Origin of the sequence: Flavobacterium chungangensis (genome assembly GCF_042654045.1) — a bacterium.
Taxonomy (GTDB): domain Bacteria; phylum Bacteroidota; class Bacteroidia; order Flavobacteriales; family Flavobacteriaceae; genus Flavobacterium; species Flavobacterium chungangensis.
In genome coordinates this window covers 151,810-169,027 of record NZ_JBHSFY010000007.1, presented here as the reverse complement: position 1 = coordinate 169,027, position 17,218 = coordinate 151,810, and the positions used below count along the sequence as shown (strand labels likewise).

Sequence of the window (17,218 nt, the reverse complement as noted above, 5' to 3'; positions counted from 1 at the left end):
AAAGATTATCAACTTTGCGAACTTAAATTCGACTCAATCTAAATCAATTTTCTTAGCTCCCGATAGCTATCGGGATTGCGTAAAAAAAATTAAACAATCTGTTTTTCTAATTCAGAAATAATCAATACAGCCTTATCATAATCCTGCTGAATTGAAGCGCTCGATGCTGGTGCATAACGTGCAAATTCGCAGTTTTCAGTTAGAGCAATAAAATTTTGAACCGTTTCTGGATTTGCATTTCTAGATAACAGCAATTCTCTAATATTGTCTTTACTCATTTCTGAAGTTTCAATATGTAGTTTTGCTTTCAAGAAATTATGCATTGCTTTTTCAAGTGCAATATAGAAAGGCTCTTTGTTATTAAGATGTTTTTTCGCTTGCGATAAATATTTCTTAGCCAGCTTATTGTTCATTCTAATTCTGTTTCCAGTAACATCACTATCCATAGCTTCTTTTTTCTTTCTAGCTAAAATGATTATCGGAATAATGATAAATGGAGCAAACAATAATCCTAAATATAAGTTCGAATCATAAAAATCTTTTTTCTCAATAGGAATTAATGCTGTTCTAGATTTAATGTTTTTGAATTGATCTGCTTTCGCCACCGCATTTTTAGAAGCCGATGCTCCTGGATTTGCTTCCGCAGGCGTTGGACCGTCCATGACATCAATCATAATTTCTTTTGAAGTAATGGTTTTATAAGTTCCAGAGCTCAAATCGAAATAGGAGAACTGCATTGGTTTTATCGCATATTTTCCTCGGTATTGTGGTACAATAGTGTATTTGTCTGTAATTCTTCCAGACATGCCGCTTAGAGAAGTAGTTACTTGCTCGTCATGAACAGGATCATACATTTCTAATGCATTTGGAACAACTGGTTTTGGAAGCGTAAACAACTTCATATTTCCAGTTCCTTGCGCACTTACGATTAAGTCAAGACCTTCGCCATTTTTAAGCGTTGTTTTTGATGGAGTAACGGTAAAATTCAGTCTTCCGACAGCTCCAGTAAATCCTTCTGGTTTTGTGCTTTCAGGAAGAGGTCTAACATTGATTGTTTTTGCTCCAGCAGAAACTACTTTATTGTCTTCTGTAATAATCATTTGACCAAACATATCACGGCGATTTGTTGGCAATTGCACACCAATATCTAGTGAAAGAGGTTCAATAGTAAGTTTTCCTGATTTCTGAGGATATAAAATGGTCTTTTTCAGGATAACATAATAACATTTTTGGCCTTGGAAATTTCCTTCTTCAATTGCCAATTGTTTGATGTCAATGTTCTGATTCCAGAAATCATTGTATTTAGGTTTGGCCAATTCTTTAAATCCTGTAACTCCAATATTATTGAAATACAATTTGTAAACCGCTGTTATTGGTTCGTTTAGATATGGATTTGTTTTTGAAATTTCGGCAACAAGAGTCAATAATTCATTTCCAGATCCTGGAGGTCTGTCGTTTGGATCTCTTTCTTGAGCCACGGCATTGGTCACAGTAACCTTAATCGGATTTGTTTTGTAAACCTGACCGTTGAATTCTATTGCGGCCTGCTTAATGGTGACAACTCCTTTTCTCTCAGGCTGCAAGATATAAGAATATATTTTTTGAAAAGAGCTTCGCCCATTTATCCAAGACTGACTAATCTGTTGGCTTGGTCCTGCGACCATTTTAAACCCCTCAAAAGAAGGTTGCTCGAAATTATCTCCGTCAACATTCATGATGAAGTCGATGCGAAGTCTTTCATTTATTCCAAGCGAGTTTTTGCTGACTCTGGCTTCAAATTGTACTTGAGCCATAAGTCCTTGAAAAGTGATTAGAAATAGAATTAAATATCTTTTCATTACTTGTTTAATCGTTGTTTTTAATGCTTAATCGTTTAAACGTTATTTTGTTTAATCGTATTGTTTGGATCAAATAAACAAATTAACGGTTAAACGATTAACCAAATTTTACCAGTCTTTTTCTGTTTTCTTAGGATTAGTTTTTACTTTTTGAGCATTTACTTTGTCCTGAATTTTCTTTTCCTCATTATTTACAGCGTCAAGCAAATTCTGAACACGTTCTTTTGATATTCCTCCAGGCTGTGGTTTTGGCTCTCCTTGATTGTCAGATTTGTCATCTTTCTTAGGATCGTTTTTACCGTCTTTTTTGTCTTTATCTTGGTCGCCTTTATCGTCTTTTTTATCCTTGTCTTTATCTTTATTTTTGTCCTTGTCTTTATCTTTGTTTTTATCCTTATCCTTGTCTTTGTCCTTATTTTTATCTTTCTGATCGTTTTTAGGAGGATTCTCTTTTAATTTTTGTTTTGCGTAAGCATAATTGTAACGTGTTTCATCATCAGTAGGGTCGTTACGAAGTGCTTGTTTGTAAGCTTCAACGGCTTGAGAATAATCTTTCTCTTTCATGAAAGTATTTCCAAGGTTATGATAAGCCTTGTGTTTTTCAGGTCTCGTTTTGGCATTTTTTATCGCTTTCGTGTAAGCAAATTTAGCTTCCGAAATCTGATTTTGTCTATAAATGGTATTTCCTAAATTATATGGAGCTACTGATTTTTTAGGAAATTTTGATTCCGAAATTCTATAGTTTGCTTCAGCATCAGTAAATTTATTCTGTTTATATTCTTCATTACCAGCAGGCAATGATTTGTCCTTTTCTTGTGCAGCAGCAGCAAAAGAAACCGTTAGTAAAATATAAAGGATTAAATTTTTCATTCTAATTTTGTTTTCTGTTCTGAATTTCACTCTGAACATTTATTTCTTTTCATTAAATAAATCCAACTCTTTGATCCAGTTTGTTTTTCTTTCTAATAAGAAAATGTCTAGGAAAAGCAGTAAAAATGCAAATCCGATAAACCATTGGAACTGCGATTGAAATTCTGCCATTTGTGTAGCTTCAAATTCTGTTTTCTGAATATTGTTCAAAGCATTTTTTACATATTCTAAAACTTCTTTCGTACTTCCGCCGTAAACATAACCACCTTTTGTTGCTTTTGCAATTGTTTTTAAACCTTCTTGATTTAATTTGGTAATAACTGTTTCTCCGTTTTGGTCTTTTTGATAGCCTCTTACAACACCATTTTCTTTTAACGGAATTGTTCCTCCTCTTTCTGTTCCAACACCAATTGTAATGATTTTCATTCCTAATTTATTGGCTTCTTCTGCCGCGGCAGTTGCGCCTTCAGAATGATCTTCACCGTCAGAAATCAGAATTAATAATTTACTGGTCTTACTCTTTTCATCAAAATAAGTAGAAGACAGTTTAATTGCCTCGTCCAAAGATGTTCCTTGAGATGAAACCATTCCTGGATTCATACTTTGCAAGAACATTTTTGCAACGCTGTAATCTGATGTGATTGGTAAAACTGGGAAAGCACTTCCTGCGTAAGCAACAATTCCGATTCTATCGCTTCCTAAATTATTAATGATCTGAGAAACCAATTGTTTGCTTTTATCCAAACGGCTAGGAACAACGTCTTCTGCAAGCATACTTTTAGAAACGTCGACAGCAAAAACAATATCAATACCTTCTCGTTTTACGGTTTCCATTTTGGTTCCGATTTTCGGATTTACCAAGCCAATAATCAAACAAGTAAGGGCCAAAAGAATTACAACAATTTTTAAAACAGGTTTAAAAACCGATTTCTCAGGGCTCAATCTTTTTACCATTTCCAAATCACCAAATTCACGTTGCGTTCTTCTTTTCCAATACATATTGAAAAGAAAAATACATACCACAATTGGGATAAGTAATAAGAGATATAAATATTTTTTTTCGTCTAATTCCATAAATTTTTTTAAAATTCCAATCTCAAATAATGCTGAGATAAATTCCAAATTCCAAACTTGTTTTAAGCTCCAATTCTAAAAATTCCAAATTCCAAATTCCAATTTGTTATTTGGAATTTTTAGAATTGGGATTTTTTAATTTTTTCAAAATTAAATAAAGCTTCTGTAAACCGTATTTCTTAATCCAACTTCAAGCAATAACATTAAACCTGCAAATAAGACAAAAAACCTGTATTTTTCGTCGTAATCGTAGAATTTCAGTTCCTGAATTTCTGTCGTTTCCAGTTTATTGATCGATTTGTATATTTCTGCTAATTTATCATTGCTTGTTGCTCTAAAGTATGTTCCGTCTGTTTTTTGTGCAATACTTTTCATCAACCTTTCATCGATTTCAACTTTTTGCATTTTAAATAAGAAACCTCCGTTTGGTGCGTATGCGTATGGAGATTCTGCCATTCCGTTTGTTCCAAGACCAATTGTGTAAACTTTTATTCCGTATTGTTTTGCAATATCAGCGGCAGTTTCTGGTTCGATAAAACCAGCATTGTTAACACCGTCAGTAAGTAAAATAATTACACGGCTTTTTGCTTTGCTATCTTTCAAACGATTTACAGCAGTTGCCAATCCCATTCCAATTCCTGTTCCGTCTTGTAAAACCGTGTCGTATTTAATTCCTTTTATTGCTTCAAGAATGATTGCTTTATCGCTGGTAACAGGGGTTTTGGTGTAAGCTTCAGAAGCGTATAAAACCAATCCGATTCTGTCGTTTGGTCTTTCTCCAACGAAATCTGCCGCAACTCGTTTTAAAGCTTCCATACGGTTTGGCTTTAAATCTTTCGCCAGCATAGATCCAGAAACGTCAATTGCCATTACAATATCAATTCCTTTTGTTGTTTTAGTCTGGTTACTAATGTCTACAGTTCTTGGGCGTGCCAATGCTATAATTAATGAGCTTAAAGCGAGAATTCTGAAAACGTATAAAGCAGGTTTGAACTTGATCCAAAACGATTCATTATTTTGAAATCCTGCTGTCGAACTCATTTTTAAGGTAGCCGACTGCTGGTTGCGTTTCCAGAAAAACCAGATTATCGCAATCGGAATTAATAGAAACAACCAAAGGAACTCTGGATTTAAAAAAGTGATCTTGCTCATTAGTTGTTTGCTCTTTGAAGTTCAACAGAATTTAATATTCGGGTCGTGATTTCATTTGCATAAGTATCGCCTTCTTCGTGCAAAATCAGGATTTGCTGTAAACCTTGATCTTGTTTGAAAAGTAACAATTCATAATATGCTTTTGTACTCGTTTTGGTTGCTGGATTCAAAACAGTCATTGTTCCGTAACCTTTTACTCCCTGAATACCTTCGTTTGTTTGAAAATCTTCTTGTTTTAATATAATATTTTGTCCGCCTTGAGCCTCGATAATTTTTAGATTACCCTCAAGAGTTTTACTTAAATCAATATCTGTTGGCTGTTTGAATTTAGATGTAGAAACCGTTACGTAAAAATTGTCAACCATACTTCCGTATGTAAAAAGTTGCATTTCTTTGATAAGTGCCATTGCTTCTTTTGGAAGTACTTTTTGCGCGTCCATTCTTTTTAAAACCTTTGGCGTTTCAATAAGAACAGCAGGGCTTCCATAAGCACTTTTTACCCATTCGCCTTCTAATAATTCTTTTGAAGGGTGGCCAATTACGTTATCTTTTACATAATTGAAACCTTTGGTAACCACAAAGAAAGTGGTTGTAGCAAACAATAAAAGTATGATAGCTGCAACCGCATAACCAATTCGTGCATTACGCTGTTTCTTAAGCTGTGCCTGAATTTGTCTTTGTCTTTGCGCTTCGTTTAATAACTGATCTTCAATTTCTTCTGGAGCTTCAGTTGGAATTGCATTATCTAGGGTTAAAATTACTTTCTGTATTTTATTTCTATCATCAGTAATTTCAAAATCAAGCGGTTTAGATTTGGCAAATTTTACCAAATCGGCCTGACGTAAAACGCGTTCTAAATTTTCAACCGTTTCCGGCGTAAGCGTCATTTTCTTTTTGGTCGAAGCTTCTCTAATCGCAGTAATTAACTCAGAAGTAGTACTTTCCATTGCTGGAATGTGAATGGCTTCTTCAATATAATTTCTAGCAATATCGGTCAGTTCGCTATAGTATTCTTTAATTTCTCCTTTTTGAACCAGTTCTTTTTGTTCTAAGTTGTTTAATAAACTAGTTGCTTTTTCTATTGGCGTTTTATAAACTTCTTCTTCGATTTTTTTCAACTGACGTTTTTTAACATACCAATAAACGAAACCACCAATTCCTAAAATTGCTAGAACTATTAAAGTGTAAATCCACCAATTTCCCATTCCTTCATCAACAGAAGAAATGTCTTTAATGTCGTACATTTTCTGCTGTAAAGTATCAACTTTTACAGCGGCTACTTCAACTTTAATAGAATCAGAGTAAAAAGGTTTTTTATCAATTAAAATTTTGATGCTCGGAATCGTGTAACGGCCAGAATCAAACTGCGTTAAACCATATTTTTTTATAAGTTCGTAATTAGTGGCATCTTTCTTAACCGTATCAATTGGATAAGACTGGATAACTTCTAACGAACCAATATTTTTAAGTTTAGGAAATTCAACTTTTGATGTTGAAGTTACAACTGTTTTCAGGGTCAGTTTGAACTCGGCACCAATCTTATTTTTGGTGGTATCAATACTCGTTTCTACTTGTTTTTGCTGAGCAAAAATCATAGTAGAAAAAAGGAATAAAAATATATAAAGTTTAAATTTCATTTGATTAACGATTGAAGATTAACGATTTTTGATTTTTGATTTTTCCAAGGATTGTCAATAGTTTTCTAAAATAGTAATCTTTAATTTTTATGAATTATTTTTTGATGTTTTAATGCTGGACACAAAAATGGAAATTAATTGATTTGCTTCTATTTTTACTTGCATTAAACTTTCTTTGTCTGTTGATAAATTTGCTTTTTCTATTATTTTCAAACAAACAAATGTTTCTCTTAATTCTTTCAGACAAATTCCCATTTTATGAATAAAATCTTTTTTACTCTCTGCACTTTGCGCTTCACCGTAGTTTAGCGCTGGCGATGTTCCCGATCGGATTATTTGTCCTGACAAATGATTTCCTGCATAATTTTTCTCAAACTTACTTGCTATAATTATAATTGTTGCTGCAAAATCAATCAATCTGTTTTCTAATTCTTGTTTAGTCATTTCTTAAATACTTCCTTTAATCTCAAATCACACACATCATAAATCAAAAATCGTTAATCAAAAATCAAAAATACTTATCTCGATTTGAAATAGCCTAATAGTTTAGTTACATAATTTTCGTCAACTCTGGTGTTGACAATTCCTGCTCCAGATTTACGGAAAGTATCTTTAAAGTAATTCAGCTTTTCTTGATAATGTTTTTCATAATTCATTCGAACAGCTTTAGAACTTGTATCAACCAATTGTATTTTTCCGGTTTCGGCATCCAGCATGTTTACCATTCCTAAATTTGGAATTCTTTCTTCGCGAATATCGTACACACGAACACCTGTAATGTCATGTTTTTTTGAAGCAATCTTTAATGTATGCTCATAAGAATCAGACATAAAATCAGAAATCATAAAAATAATAGCTTTCTTTTTCTGGGTTCCAGATAAGAATTTCAAGGCTTGAGCAATGTCTGTTTTATGACTTTTTGGTTCAAATTCGATCAATTCACGAATGATGCGTAGTACGTGTGAACGTCCTTTTTTAGGCGGAATATATAATTCTACAGTATCAGAAAATAAGATTAAACCAATTTTGTCATTATTCTGTGTAGCCGAAAAAGCCATCGTTGCCGCAATTTCGGTTACGATGTCTTTCTTGAATTGATTTTTAGAACCAAAAGATTCCGAACCCGAAATATCGACCATTAAAACCATGGTTAATTCGCGTTCTTCTTCAAATACTTTAACGTGAGCTTCATTGTAGCGTGCGGTTACATTCCAATCGATGTTACGAATATCATCTCCGTATTGGTATTGACGCACCTCGCTAAACGTCATTCCTCGTCCTTTAAATGAAGAGTGGTATTCTCCCGAAAAGATATGATTACTCAGTCTCTTCGTTTTGATTTCTATTTTCCGTACTTTTTTTAAAAGCTCTTTTGTATCCATTTTTTTTAGTGTTCAGTGATCAGTTAGAAAGTGTTCAGTAAGTTCAAATTCTAAAAGGTCTTTCTGTCTTTGTTAGTGTTCAGAGATTCAGTTACAGTCTTTACTGAATACTAAAAATCTGAACACTGAGCACTTTTTTTAAGGTACCTCAATCTCGTTAACGATTTTGTTGATAATGTCTACAGAAGTGATGTTTTCTGCTTCTGCTTCGTAAGTGATTCCAACTCTGTGACGTAATACATCGTGAACAACTGCACGAACGTCTTCTGGAATTACATAACCACGACGTTTGATAAAAGCATAACATTTAGCAGCATTAGCCAAGTTGATACTTCCACGAGGAGAAGCTCCAAAACTGATAAGCGGTTTTAAATCGGCTAATTTGTATTTTTCTGGGTAACGTGTAGCGAAAATAATATCAAGAATATATTTCTCGATTTTTTCATCCATATAAACTTCACGAACAGCTTCCTGAGCACGTAGAATCTGATCTACGGAAACTACCGGATTTACTTTTTCGTAAGTTCCTTTTAAGTTTTGACGAATTACAAAACGTTCTTCATCAATTTTTGGATAATCAATAACAGTTTTCAACATAAAACGGTCAACTTGTGCTTCAGGAAGTGCATACGTTCCTTCTTGCTCAACTGGGTTTTGTGTTGCTAATACTAAAAACGGACGGTCTAATTTAAATGTAGTGTCACCAATAGTAACTTGTTTCTCCTGCATCGCCTCTAATAAAGCAGATTGAACCTTTGCTGGAGCACGGTTAATCTCATCCGCAAGTACGAAATTGGCAAAAATTGGTCCTTTTTTAATTGAGAACTCATTTGCTTTAATATTGTAAATCATGGTTCCGATAACATCGGCAGGTAATAAATCTGGCGTAAACTGGATACGGCTGAAAGATCCTTGAACTGCTTGAGAAAGCGTGTTGATGGCTAAAGTTTTTGCCAGACCAGGAACTCCTTCCAATAAAATATGCCCTTGTCCAAGTAATCCGATCAATAGACGCTCGACCATATGTTTCTGACCCACAATAACTTTGTTCATTTCCATTGTAAGAAGGTCTATAAAAGCACTTTCTCTCTCAATTTTTTCATTTATCGCTCTAATGTCTAAAGTCGTTGTATTTTCTTCCATATAAATATTTTTAAAACCTTGATTTTAACGCCTAATTTTTGAGAGTGCAAATTGAATATTTTTTAAGAAGTAAGATGTTAAAGAATGGTTAAAACTTCGACCAAAGACCTAATTTTAAGGACTAATTGTGAATCTATTTTTATATTTTTAAGAACTTTGATGATTATGTTTTAGTAAAGCATAATTATTACCAAAAATAACGCATAATTATTATGAGCAAAACAGTCTTATCGCCTATAATTTCGGGCACTATGAATTGGGGAGTTTGGGATAAAAACCTTACAACTAAAGAAATGGAAAACATGATACAGGTGAGTATCGAAAACAAAATTACGACTTTTGATCACGCGGATATTTACGGTTCGTATACGACCGAAGCCGATTTTGGAAAAGCCTTTCACGCAAGTAAAATTGATCGTGAAAAATTACAATTAATTACCAAGTGCGGAATTCAGATGATTGCTGATAAACGCCCCGAAAACAAAATCAAACATTACGATTATTCCAAAGACTATATTATTAAGTCTGTAGAAACATCTTTGAAGAATTTAAAAACAGATTATGTAGATGTTTTTTTACTTCACAGACCAAGTCCGTTAATGCAGGCTGATGAAATTGCAGAAGCGGTTGAGAAATTAAAAGGAGAAGGAAAAATTATTGATTTTGGACTTTCAAACTTTACAAGCTCACAAACTGAATTGATTCGTCAGAAAACAGAAGTAAGCTATAATCAAGTTCAGTTTTCTGCTACGCATTATGAAGCAATGACTGACGGAAGTTTAGATTATATGCAGACTAACGGAATTCGACCTTTATCATGGAATCCACTAGGAACGGTTTTTAGAGAAGATACAAAACAAACTCGCCGTTTAAAAAAACTGTTTTCTACTTTATTAGAGAAATATCATTTAGGTGCAGATACACTTTTATTAGCATGGATTTTAAAACATCCAGCAAGAGTTATTCCTATTGCAGGAACTGTTAACGTTGCCAGAATTCAATCTCTGTCAAAAGCAGTTGAATTAGAAATGGATAAAGAAGATTGGTTTGCTATCTGGACTGAAAGTATGGGCGATGATGTGCCTTAATTTTTAAGTATTCAGTCGCAGTGACAGTATTCAGTTAAACGCGTAAAAAAATAGTAGCCACAAATTAAAAGAATTTTCACAGATTGAAAAATCATTTAAATCCTTTTAATCTGTGGCAAAATGAAATCAACAAAATGAAAAAAACAGTTTTAATTACTGGTGCTACAAGCGGAATTGGAAAAGCAACCGCTCAGATTCTGGCAAAAAACAATTATAAAGTTATCCTTTGCGGAAGGCGTAAAGACCGTTTAGAAGAACTCGAGAAAGAACTTTCGGCTTTTACAGAAGTATATTCTTTAGAATTTGATGTTCGTAATAAAGAGGAAGTTTTAGAAAAAATAGGTGCTTTGCCAAACGATTTTTCTGCGATTGACGTTTTAATTAATAATGCAGGAAATGCCCATGGTTTAGATCCGATTCAAAATGGAAATTTAGACGATTGGGATGCCATGATTGATATTAATGTGAAAGGTCTTTTGTATGTTTCAAAAGCGATAATTCCACAAATGGTCGAAAGACAATCGGGGCATATTATTAATATTGGATCAACAGCAGCAAAAGAGGTTTACCCAAATGGGAATGTATACTGTGGTTCTAAACATGCCGTTGATGCTATTACTGCAGGAATGCGAATCGATTTAAACCCGTTTGGAATTAGAGTTGGAGGAATTCATCCAGGAATGGTAGCAACTGAATTTAGCGAAGTTCGTTTTAAAGGAGATGTTGAAAGAGCAGCAAATGTTTATAAAGGATTTGATCCGTTACAGGCAGAAGATATTGCTGATATTATTCACTTTGTAGTTTCACGACCTTATCATGTAAATATTGCCGATCTGGTTGTTATGAGTACAGCACAGGCCTCTTCGACGATTGTTAAAAAGAATATTTAAAACTAGATTATTAGACTTCTTAGAAAGTCGGATCTTTAGTTTAACTTAGGAAACTGAAAATCAATCTGAGAAGTCTAAAAATCTAAGTCAGTCTAATAATCTAAAAAGAATGATTAATAAGCGCCTTTTAATTAAAAATCTCCTCGCTCATAATGACGAAAGCAGTTTTTATGATAAGAAAAGGCAGTTGAATCTTCATTCGCGCGAAGGGAAGGGCAAGTTTCTAAAACACATTTGCGCGTTATCCAATTCCAACCCAAACAATAATTCTTATATCGTTGTTGGAGTAGAAGATCAGGATAATGAGATTGTCGGGGATGATTTCTTCGATGACAGCCGAATTCAGAATCTGGTGAATGCCTTTCTAGAAAATCCTCCAAAAATTCAATACGAAAACGTCCCTTTTCCAAATCTTCCAAAAGACAAAGTAATTGGTCTGGTTACCATAAAGCCTAAAAGTAAAATCTCTTATTTTAAAAAAGGAATTCATACCATTCTTGCTAACAGTGTTTTTGTGAGACGTGGCAGTAATTCAATTCCTCTAGAAGAACATGAGGTAATCGAAAAGAGCAATCAAAATACAGAAACGGTAATCGGAATAGAAAATAGCTCTCGAAACAGTATTCAATATACTTTAGACGGCGTTATCGATTTTATGAATTTCAGACATAAAGATATGTCGCCAAAATACCGTGTTTTTAAAGAATTATTCGTGATTTGTTGGGCTGGAGTTCCGAAAAAATTACGTGATAAAACGTATTTGTCTCGCGTAGATATCGAATTGATAAACGAACAAATTAAGCTTTTTTATTCGGCACAAGATGTTGTTACAATACAATATAATGATGATACTTTTACCATTACAGAATATGTTCCGCTGGGATTAAATGACAAAACGAGTTATTATCCGTTAGAAGAACAAACGATTCATTTCTTTGATAATGGTTATTATAAAATAGATCGCCAAATGCTTTTTCAGCCACCAGAGTTCAACCGGAAAATGTTGTATCATATTTATAATTCAAATATGGCTTTGCTCGGAAAACTTCAAAAAGAAATTGCGTTATCTGATCGTGAAATGAAAGATCTGGAAAATCTGCCGTCAACTTTTATGATTTGTCATTTGAATGGTTTTGAGGATGCCCGACAAAAATTGATAGATGCAAAATTGCTTTTAAAACCGTATAAAAATGTGTACTCTTCATTTAAAGAAGCTTTGAGGGTTTTAAGAAAAATGAAATATGATGTTCAATAAAAAGGTGCAGAGGTTCAGAGAAACAAAGTGACAAAGTGACAAAGGTTTTTCTGTAGAGACGTATAGTAATGCATTTAACATTTTGGATTTTTTTATTGACAAAGTTTTTCTGTAGAGACGCACCGCAGTGCGTCTAGGTCCAGCATATCGACAAAGATTGTGTTAGATAAGGGATAAAAACATCTTGATTTTATTTTTCTATTGAAAATTCAAATATTTCTTTATTTCTTCATACGGAAATATAAGTTCTTTTGGGCCATCTGCGTAGGATGCCGCTTCGTATGAGTTGTAATATAAAAGCAAACCTTCGGAGGTGTAAAAAATGTTTTGAGGCAATTGAAATTTGTCGTTTTCAAACATTAAACCTGTAGCGTTGATATTAGCTTTTTCTGGGATTTTATATTTTGATCTGAATGTTTTCTCAGCGAAATTTTTAAACTCATTTTCGTTTTTAAATAACTGATTATTGAAAATGGTTTTTCCTGTTTTTTTATCGAATAATAAAGAGCGATAACCTTGATAACCGTGAGCGCCGCCAGTAAAAGTATAATGGTCAATTTTAAGGTTTAAAATCTGGTCCGATTCAAATTCGACATTTCCAATGATTTTTGCTTCCCAGCCAAAGGTATCGTTTGGGAATTTTTGATGCATTTCTTGATAGGAGGCAATAAAAGATTTTGCCAATGCTTTGTAGCCATCAACTTTTACCGAATCGTCTTCAAAAAACACAATCTCTTTAATGACGGCAAATACTTTTTTATTAATGCTGTCTGAGGTTACTTTAACATTTTTAGCAATTGGAACTTCTATGGTGATTTTTGGGCAATCATTTTTGCATGGGACGGTAGATTTCTCTTCAAATGTTTCATTCTCAAATGAAAGCTCTTTTTTGCAACTTGTAAAAATCAAACACAAAAAGAGTATAAATAATGAATTTTTCATATCAAAAAGTGTTAATTATCTACAAAGGTAAGAAGTTGTGTCGCGATAAAATAAATTAAGCGGTAAATTTGTAAAAGAATTAAGGATTTAAAATTTATAACTATATGAAATTCAATACAAAAGTTATTCACGGAGGACAGCATCATGATCCAAGTACCGGCGCTGTTATGCCGCCAGTGTATCAAACTTCAACATTTGTACAAACAAGTCCAGGGAAACCTTTGGCAGATTACGAATATAGTAGAGCTTCAAACCCGACACGTACGGCTTTAGAAGAGGCGCTGGCTAGTATTGAAAACGGAACTCGCGGATTAGCATTTTCGTCTGGTCTTGCAGCTACAGATTGCGTTTTAAGATCTTTTAAAGCTGGAGACGAAATCATTGCGATGGATGATTTATATGGCGGAACCTACAGAATGTTTTCTCGTGTTTATAAAGATTCGGGTATTAAATTTCATTTTGTTGATATGACGAATATCGAAAAACTGAAAAGTTTAATTAACGAAAATACGAAGTTAATTTGGGTAGAAACACCAACAAATCCGTTGATGAAATTGGCAGATATTCAAGAAATTGCAAAAATTACTCAAGAGAAAAAAATTCTTCTTGCTGTTGATAATACTTTTGCAACGCCTTATTTGCAAAAACCTTTAGATTTAGGAGCAGACATTGTAATGCACTCTGCGACCAAATATTTAGGAGGTCATTCTGATGTTATTGCTGGAGCATTAATTGTAAAAGACGCGGCACTTGGAGATCAATTGCATTTTCAGCAATTTGCTACAGGAGCAACTCTTGGGCCAATGGATAGTTTCTTGGTTTTAAGAGGAATCAAAACGTTAGCTTTAAGAGTTCAAAGACATTGTGAAAATGGAGAAAAAGTAGTTGAATATTTGAGCAACCATCCTAAAATTAAAACGGTTTATTATCCAGGTTTAAAGAATCATCCGTTTCACGAAATTGCGAAGAAGCAAATGAAAGCTTTTGGAGGAATGGTTTCTTTTGATTTTAAGTCTGGGAAGAAAGAAGATTCTATCGCATTTTTAGAAAAATTGAAAGTGTTTACTTTGGCAGAATCTCTTGGCGGAGTTGAATCATTGGCTAATCATCCTGCTTTAATGACTCACGCTTCTATTCCTGCAGATAAAAGAGCAGAAGTAGGCATTACAGATGATTTAGTTCGATTGAGTGTTGGTATCGAAGATGCAGAAGATTTAATTGCCGATTTAGAACAAGCTTTAGCTTAGTATAAATTCCAAATAAGAAAATCCCAAATTCCAATTTTTTCTTTCGGAGTTTGGGATTTCGTATTTTAAAATTTCTTAGAATAGAAGGCGCTAAAATGTCTAATGAAAAATCCCAAATTCCAATGAATAGTTTTGGAATTTGGGATTTTTTATATTTTGAGATTAAACTTTTTTAGAATTCTAAATAGTAGATGTATCCGAAGTTAAACCAAACCTGCCAATCGTTAGATTTGTTTTCTTTATAAATATCTTTATTTGGGTTTAATCCGTCAATCCAGTCTGAACTGTACATATGAAAACGAGTTTCAAACATTAAATCACTCATTTCAGTTAGTTTATAATGTACACCTACTGCTGCTGTTGCCGCTAAAGCTACACCAGTTTCTGTAGAAAAACCATGTGCACGTCCATCAGATGGAGTTAAGTATTTTCCTGGTGTATTAGCAGGAAGTGTAATGTCTCCTAAATGTGATCCAACTTTTGCTGAATAGTAGCTCACCTGGAACCCTACAGCTCCATACGGACTGAAGCTACCAACTGTGTTTTCGAAATCGTGGATTTTCATAAAAGGAGAAAATTCCATCTGTGCTCCCAAGCTTACTATACTAGAACTTGCATGCATGTTTCTTAATTGTGTTGCAAATAAACCATTAGGCTTATAATCAACCCATTTCCCATGATGTTTTAAAGTGGTTCTGCTGTAAGACAGATCAGATCTTACTTTAAAATGTTCTGTGAAAAAATTTTCTCTATTGTTATTGGCAGAAAAGTTTATAAAGTGCATGATTCCAATGCCAAAACCTGTGTTTCCGACATTATTATCAAAGTTGTTTCTTTCTCCAAAATCGGACTGTAAAGTTACAGGTCCTGCGTAGATTCCGATCTCTTGGGCTAATCCTTGTGCTGATACAGCAGTTGATATGCCCAATAAGGCAAATAATGTGATAAATAGGTGCTTAGGCATTTTTTAGGGGCTTACAAATCTCGGCAAATATATAAAAAACATAATCGATTCAAAATATTAAATTGCTGTATTGAAAAATAACTAGCAAAATACTTAATTTACTAACTTTTAAAAGGTGTTTTGCGTGTAAACACCTACAGGTAAAATGCGTTTTTTTCTATTGTTTGAAAAAAACACAAATCGCTTCAAAAAAGTGAAAAATGTAACATCGAATCATTATTTGATATATCTTTGTCCGTTAAAACGAAAACGTTTTCTTAAACGTAGTTTCTTATTTTTTATAAGAGTAAAAATTAAATCTAAATTATCTGAAAATTTATTTTAAAGATGGAACAAAAAATAAATGAATTTATGGCTCTTGTTGAGTCAAAAAATCCAAACGAGCCAGAATTTCTTCAAGCAGTTAGAGAATTCGCAGAAACTGTAATTCCGTTTATATCTGAGCGTAAAAAGTATGACGGAAAAAATATCCTTTTAAGAATCGCTGAACCAGAAAGATCAATAATATTCAGAGTTCCGTGGGTAGACGATAAAGGGGAAATTATTGTGAATAGAGGTTTCAGAATTCAAATGAACTCTGCAATTGGACCTTACAAAGGAGGAATTAGATTTCATCACTCGGTGAACTTATCAGTTTTAAAATTCTTGGCATTTGAACAAGTATTTAAAAATAGTTTGACAACACTTCCGATGGGAGGTGGAAAAGGAGGTTCTGATTTTGATCCAGAAGGAAAATCTGATGCTGAAATTATGCGTTTCTGCCAGTCATTCATGACAGAATTATGCCGTCATATTGGTCCAGATCTTGACGTTCCAGCTGGAGATATTGGTGTTGGTGCACGTGAAATAGGTTACTTATTTGGTCAATACAAAAGAATTAGAAATGAATTTACAGGAGTTTTAACTGGAAAAGGTTTGGCTTACGGAGGTTCATTAATTAGACCAGAAGCTACAGGATATGGAGTAGTTTACTTTACAGATCAAATGCTTCGTACAATTGGTCATGAAATTAAAGGAAAAAGAGTTGCTATTTCTGGATTCGGAAATGTGGCTTGGGGTGTTGCTTTAAAAGTAAATGAACTGGGAGGAAAAGTAGTTACTATTTCTGGACCTGATGGTTATATTTACGATGAAGAAGGTATCTCTGGAGAAAAAATTGACCACATGGTTGAAATGCGAGCTACTGGAGATAATAGAGCAGAAAGATATTTAGAGAAATATCCAAATGCTATTTTCCACAAAGGAAAAAGCCCTTGGGAAGTAAAAGTAGATATCGCTATTCCATGCGCTACTCAAAATGAATTGAATGGTGACGATGCTAAGAAATTAATAGATAATGGCGTTTTATGTGTTACGGAAGCTGCCAATATGCCTTCTACTTTAGATGCTATTAAACTTTTCTTAGATAGTAAAGTGTTGTTCGCGCCAGGAAAAGCTGCAAATGCTGGTGGAGTTGCTGCTTCAGGATTAGAAATGACTCAGAACTCAATTCGTTTAAACTGGACTAGTGAAGAGGTAGACTTAAGATTGAAAGAAATCATGATCGGAATTCATAACCAATGTAAAAAATACGGTGCAGAAGAAGACGGATATGTTAACTACGTAAAAGGAGCTAATATTGCCGGATTTGTAAAAGTTGCCGATGCTATGCTTGCACAAGGTGTAGTTTAAGATTTAATTGCAATATTTAAAATTACCCTCGTTATCTTAATAAGATATCGGGGGTATTTTATTTG

Annotated in this window: 15 protein-coding genes; 5 read left to right on the top strand and 10 right to left on the bottom strand. The window is 33.7% G+C overall.

Annotated elements, in window-relative coordinates; translation table 11 throughout:
* Nucleotides 1–89: 89 nt before the first annotated feature.
* The 8 genes from ACFO3N_RS13275 to ACFO3N_RS13240 all read right to left on the bottom strand — a co-directional run bounded on the left by ACFO3N_RS13275 (nucleotide 90) and on the right by ACFO3N_RS13240 (nucleotide 9,096).
* Nucleotides 90–1,838, bottom strand: coding sequence for a BatD family protein (locus tag ACFO3N_RS13275; RefSeq protein ID WP_379798419.1), 1,749 nt, complete (start codon nucleotides 1,836–1,838; stop codon nucleotides 90–92).
* Nucleotides 1,839–1,946: 108 nt separating this feature from the next.
* Complete coding sequence (locus ACFO3N_RS13270; RefSeq protein WP_379798417.1) at nucleotides 1,947–2,708, bottom strand: tetratricopeptide repeat protein; 762 nt, start codon at nucleotides 2,706–2,708, stop codon at nucleotides 1,947–1,949.
* 39 nt (nucleotides 2,709–2,747) lie between these two features.
* Nucleotides 2,748–3,782, bottom strand: a complete 1,035-nt coding sequence (locus ACFO3N_RS13265; protein ID WP_379798415.1) for a vWA domain-containing protein — start codon at nucleotides 3,780–3,782, stop codon at nucleotides 2,748–2,750.
* Between the two features lie 150 nt (nucleotides 3,783–3,932).
* Nucleotides 3,933–4,934 carry a vWA domain-containing protein gene (locus tag ACFO3N_RS13260; RefSeq protein WP_379798413.1) on the bottom strand — a complete coding sequence of 334 codons (1,002 nt, stop codon included), beginning with the start codon at nucleotides 4,932–4,934 and terminating at the stop codon, nucleotides 3,933–3,935.
* On the bottom strand, nucleotides 4,934–6,571 hold the full coding sequence (locus ACFO3N_RS13255; RefSeq protein ID WP_379798411.1) for a hypothetical protein: 1,638 nt from the start codon (nucleotides 6,569–6,571) through the stop codon (nucleotides 4,934–4,936). Before ACFO3N_RS13255 ends, ACFO3N_RS13260 begins: the two co-directional genes overlap by 1 nt.
* An 87-nt stretch (nucleotides 6,572–6,658) precedes the next feature.
* Nucleotides 6,659–7,015, bottom strand: coding sequence for a four helix bundle protein (locus ACFO3N_RS13250; protein ID WP_379798409.1), 357 nt, complete (start codon nucleotides 7,013–7,015; stop codon nucleotides 6,659–6,661).
* Nucleotides 7,016–7,089: 74 nt separating this feature from the next.
* Entirely contained in the window at nucleotides 7,090–7,953 is an 864-nt protein-coding gene (locus ACFO3N_RS13245) for a DUF58 domain-containing protein (RefSeq protein ID WP_095928411.1), read from the bottom strand.
* 138 nt (nucleotides 7,954–8,091) lie between these two features.
* Nucleotides 8,092–9,096, bottom strand: a complete 1,005-nt coding sequence (locus ACFO3N_RS13240) for an AAA family ATPase (RefSeq protein ID WP_095928410.1) — start codon at nucleotides 9,094–9,096, stop codon at nucleotides 8,092–8,094.
* A gap of 212 nt (nucleotides 9,097–9,308) precedes the next feature.
* Between ACFO3N_RS13240 and ACFO3N_RS13235 the strand changes: the two genes are divergently transcribed.
* The 3 genes from ACFO3N_RS13235 (at nucleotide 9,309) to ACFO3N_RS13225 (ending at nucleotide 12,329) form a co-directional block, all read left to right on the top strand.
* The gene (locus ACFO3N_RS13235; RefSeq protein ID WP_379798405.1) at nucleotides 9,309–10,184 is read left to right on the top strand and encodes an aldo/keto reductase; all 876 of its coding nucleotides are present in this window, start codon (nucleotides 9,309–9,311) and stop codon (nucleotides 10,182–10,184) included.
* Between the two features lie 134 nt (nucleotides 10,185–10,318).
* Nucleotides 10,319–11,074, top strand: coding sequence for an SDR family NAD(P)-dependent oxidoreductase (locus ACFO3N_RS13230; RefSeq protein WP_379798403.1), 756 nt, complete (start codon nucleotides 10,319–10,321; stop codon nucleotides 11,072–11,074).
* A 109-nt stretch (nucleotides 11,075–11,183) separates the two neighbouring features.
* Complete coding sequence (locus ACFO3N_RS13225) at nucleotides 11,184–12,329, top strand: ATP-binding protein (RefSeq protein WP_379798401.1); 1,146 nt, start codon at nucleotides 11,184–11,186, stop codon at nucleotides 12,327–12,329.
* 198 nt (nucleotides 12,330–12,527) lie between these two features.
* Here the strand turns inward: ACFO3N_RS13225 and ACFO3N_RS13220 are convergent, their stop codons facing one another.
* The gene (locus ACFO3N_RS13220; RefSeq protein WP_379798399.1) at nucleotides 12,528–13,271 is read right to left on the bottom strand and encodes a DUF3298 and DUF4163 domain-containing protein; all 744 of its coding nucleotides are present in this window, start codon (nucleotides 13,269–13,271) and stop codon (nucleotides 12,528–12,530) included.
* Nucleotides 13,272–13,375: 104 nt separating this feature from the next.
* On the opposite strand from ACFO3N_RS13220, the gene ACFO3N_RS13215 reads away from it, so the two are divergent.
* Nucleotides 13,376–14,518 (top strand): cystathionine gamma-synthase, encoded by a 1,143-nt coding sequence (locus ACFO3N_RS13215; RefSeq protein ID WP_379798397.1) that lies wholly within the window; start codon nucleotides 13,376–13,378, stop codon nucleotides 14,516–14,518.
* A gap of 172 nt (nucleotides 14,519–14,690) precedes the next feature.
* On the opposite strand, the gene ACFO3N_RS13210 is transcribed toward ACFO3N_RS13215, so the two are convergent.
* Nucleotides 14,691–15,482 (bottom strand): THC0290_0291 family protein, encoded by a 792-nt coding sequence (locus ACFO3N_RS13210; RefSeq protein ID WP_379798395.1) that lies wholly within the window; start codon nucleotides 15,480–15,482, stop codon nucleotides 14,691–14,693.
* Between the two features lie 327 nt (nucleotides 15,483–15,809).
* On the opposite strand from ACFO3N_RS13210, the gene gdhA reads away from it, so the two are divergent.
* Nucleotides 15,810–17,153: an NADP-specific glutamate dehydrogenase gene (gdhA, locus tag ACFO3N_RS13205; RefSeq protein WP_379798393.1), complete on the top strand. Its 1,344-nt coding sequence runs from the start codon at nucleotides 15,810–15,812 to the stop codon at nucleotides 17,151–17,153.
* Nucleotides 17,154–17,218 lie beyond the last annotated feature (65 nt).

Bases quoted from the DNA above. Each gene is read 5' to 3' on its own strand.
- ACFO3N_RS13275 (WP_379798419.1), bottom strand. From the start codon at position 1,838: ATGAAAAGATATTTAATTCTATTTCTAATCACTTTTCAAGGACTTATG.
- ACFO3N_RS13270 (WP_379798417.1), bottom strand. From the start codon at position 2,708: ATGAAAAATTTAATCCTTTATATTTTACTAACGGTTTCTTTTGCTGCT.
- ACFO3N_RS13265 (WP_379798415.1), bottom strand. From the start codon at position 3,782: ATGGAATTAGACGAAAAAAAATATTTATATCTCTTATTACTTATCCCA.
- ACFO3N_RS13260 (WP_379798413.1), bottom strand. From the start codon at position 4,934: ATGAGCAAGATCACTTTTTTAAATCCAGAGTTCCTTTGGTTGTTTCTA.
- ACFO3N_RS13255 (WP_379798411.1), bottom strand. From the start codon at position 6,571: ATGAAATTTAAACTTTATATATTTTTATTCCTTTTTTCTACTATGATT.
- ACFO3N_RS13250 (WP_379798409.1), bottom strand. From the start codon at position 7,015: ATGACTAAACAAGAATTAGAAAACAGATTGATTGATTTTGCAGCAACA.
- ACFO3N_RS13245 (WP_095928411.1), bottom strand. From the start codon at position 7,953: ATGGATACAAAAGAGCTTTTAAAAAAAGTACGGAAAATAGAAATCAAA.
- ACFO3N_RS13240 (WP_095928410.1), bottom strand. From the start codon at position 9,096: ATGGAAGAAAATACAACGACTTTAGACATTAGAGCGATAAATGAAAAA.
- ACFO3N_RS13235 (WP_379798405.1), top strand. From the start codon at position 9,309: ATGAGCAAAACAGTCTTATCGCCTATAATTTCGGGCACTATGAATTGG.
- ACFO3N_RS13230 (WP_379798403.1), top strand. From the start codon at position 10,319: ATGAAAAAAACAGTTTTAATTACTGGTGCTACAAGCGGAATTGGAAAA.
- ACFO3N_RS13225 (WP_379798401.1), top strand. From the start codon at position 11,184: ATGATTAATAAGCGCCTTTTAATTAAAAATCTCCTCGCTCATAATGAC.
- ACFO3N_RS13220 (WP_379798399.1), bottom strand. From the start codon at position 13,271: ATGAAAAATTCATTATTTATACTCTTTTTGTGTTTGATTTTTACAAGT.
- ACFO3N_RS13215 (WP_379798397.1), top strand. From the start codon at position 13,376: ATGAAATTCAATACAAAAGTTATTCACGGAGGACAGCATCATGATCCA.
- ACFO3N_RS13210 (WP_379798395.1), bottom strand. From the start codon at position 15,482: ATGCCTAAGCACCTATTTATCACATTATTTGCCTTATTGGGCATATCA.
- gdhA (WP_379798393.1), top strand. From the start codon at position 15,810: ATGGAACAAAAAATAAATGAATTTATGGCTCTTGTTGAGTCAAAAAAT.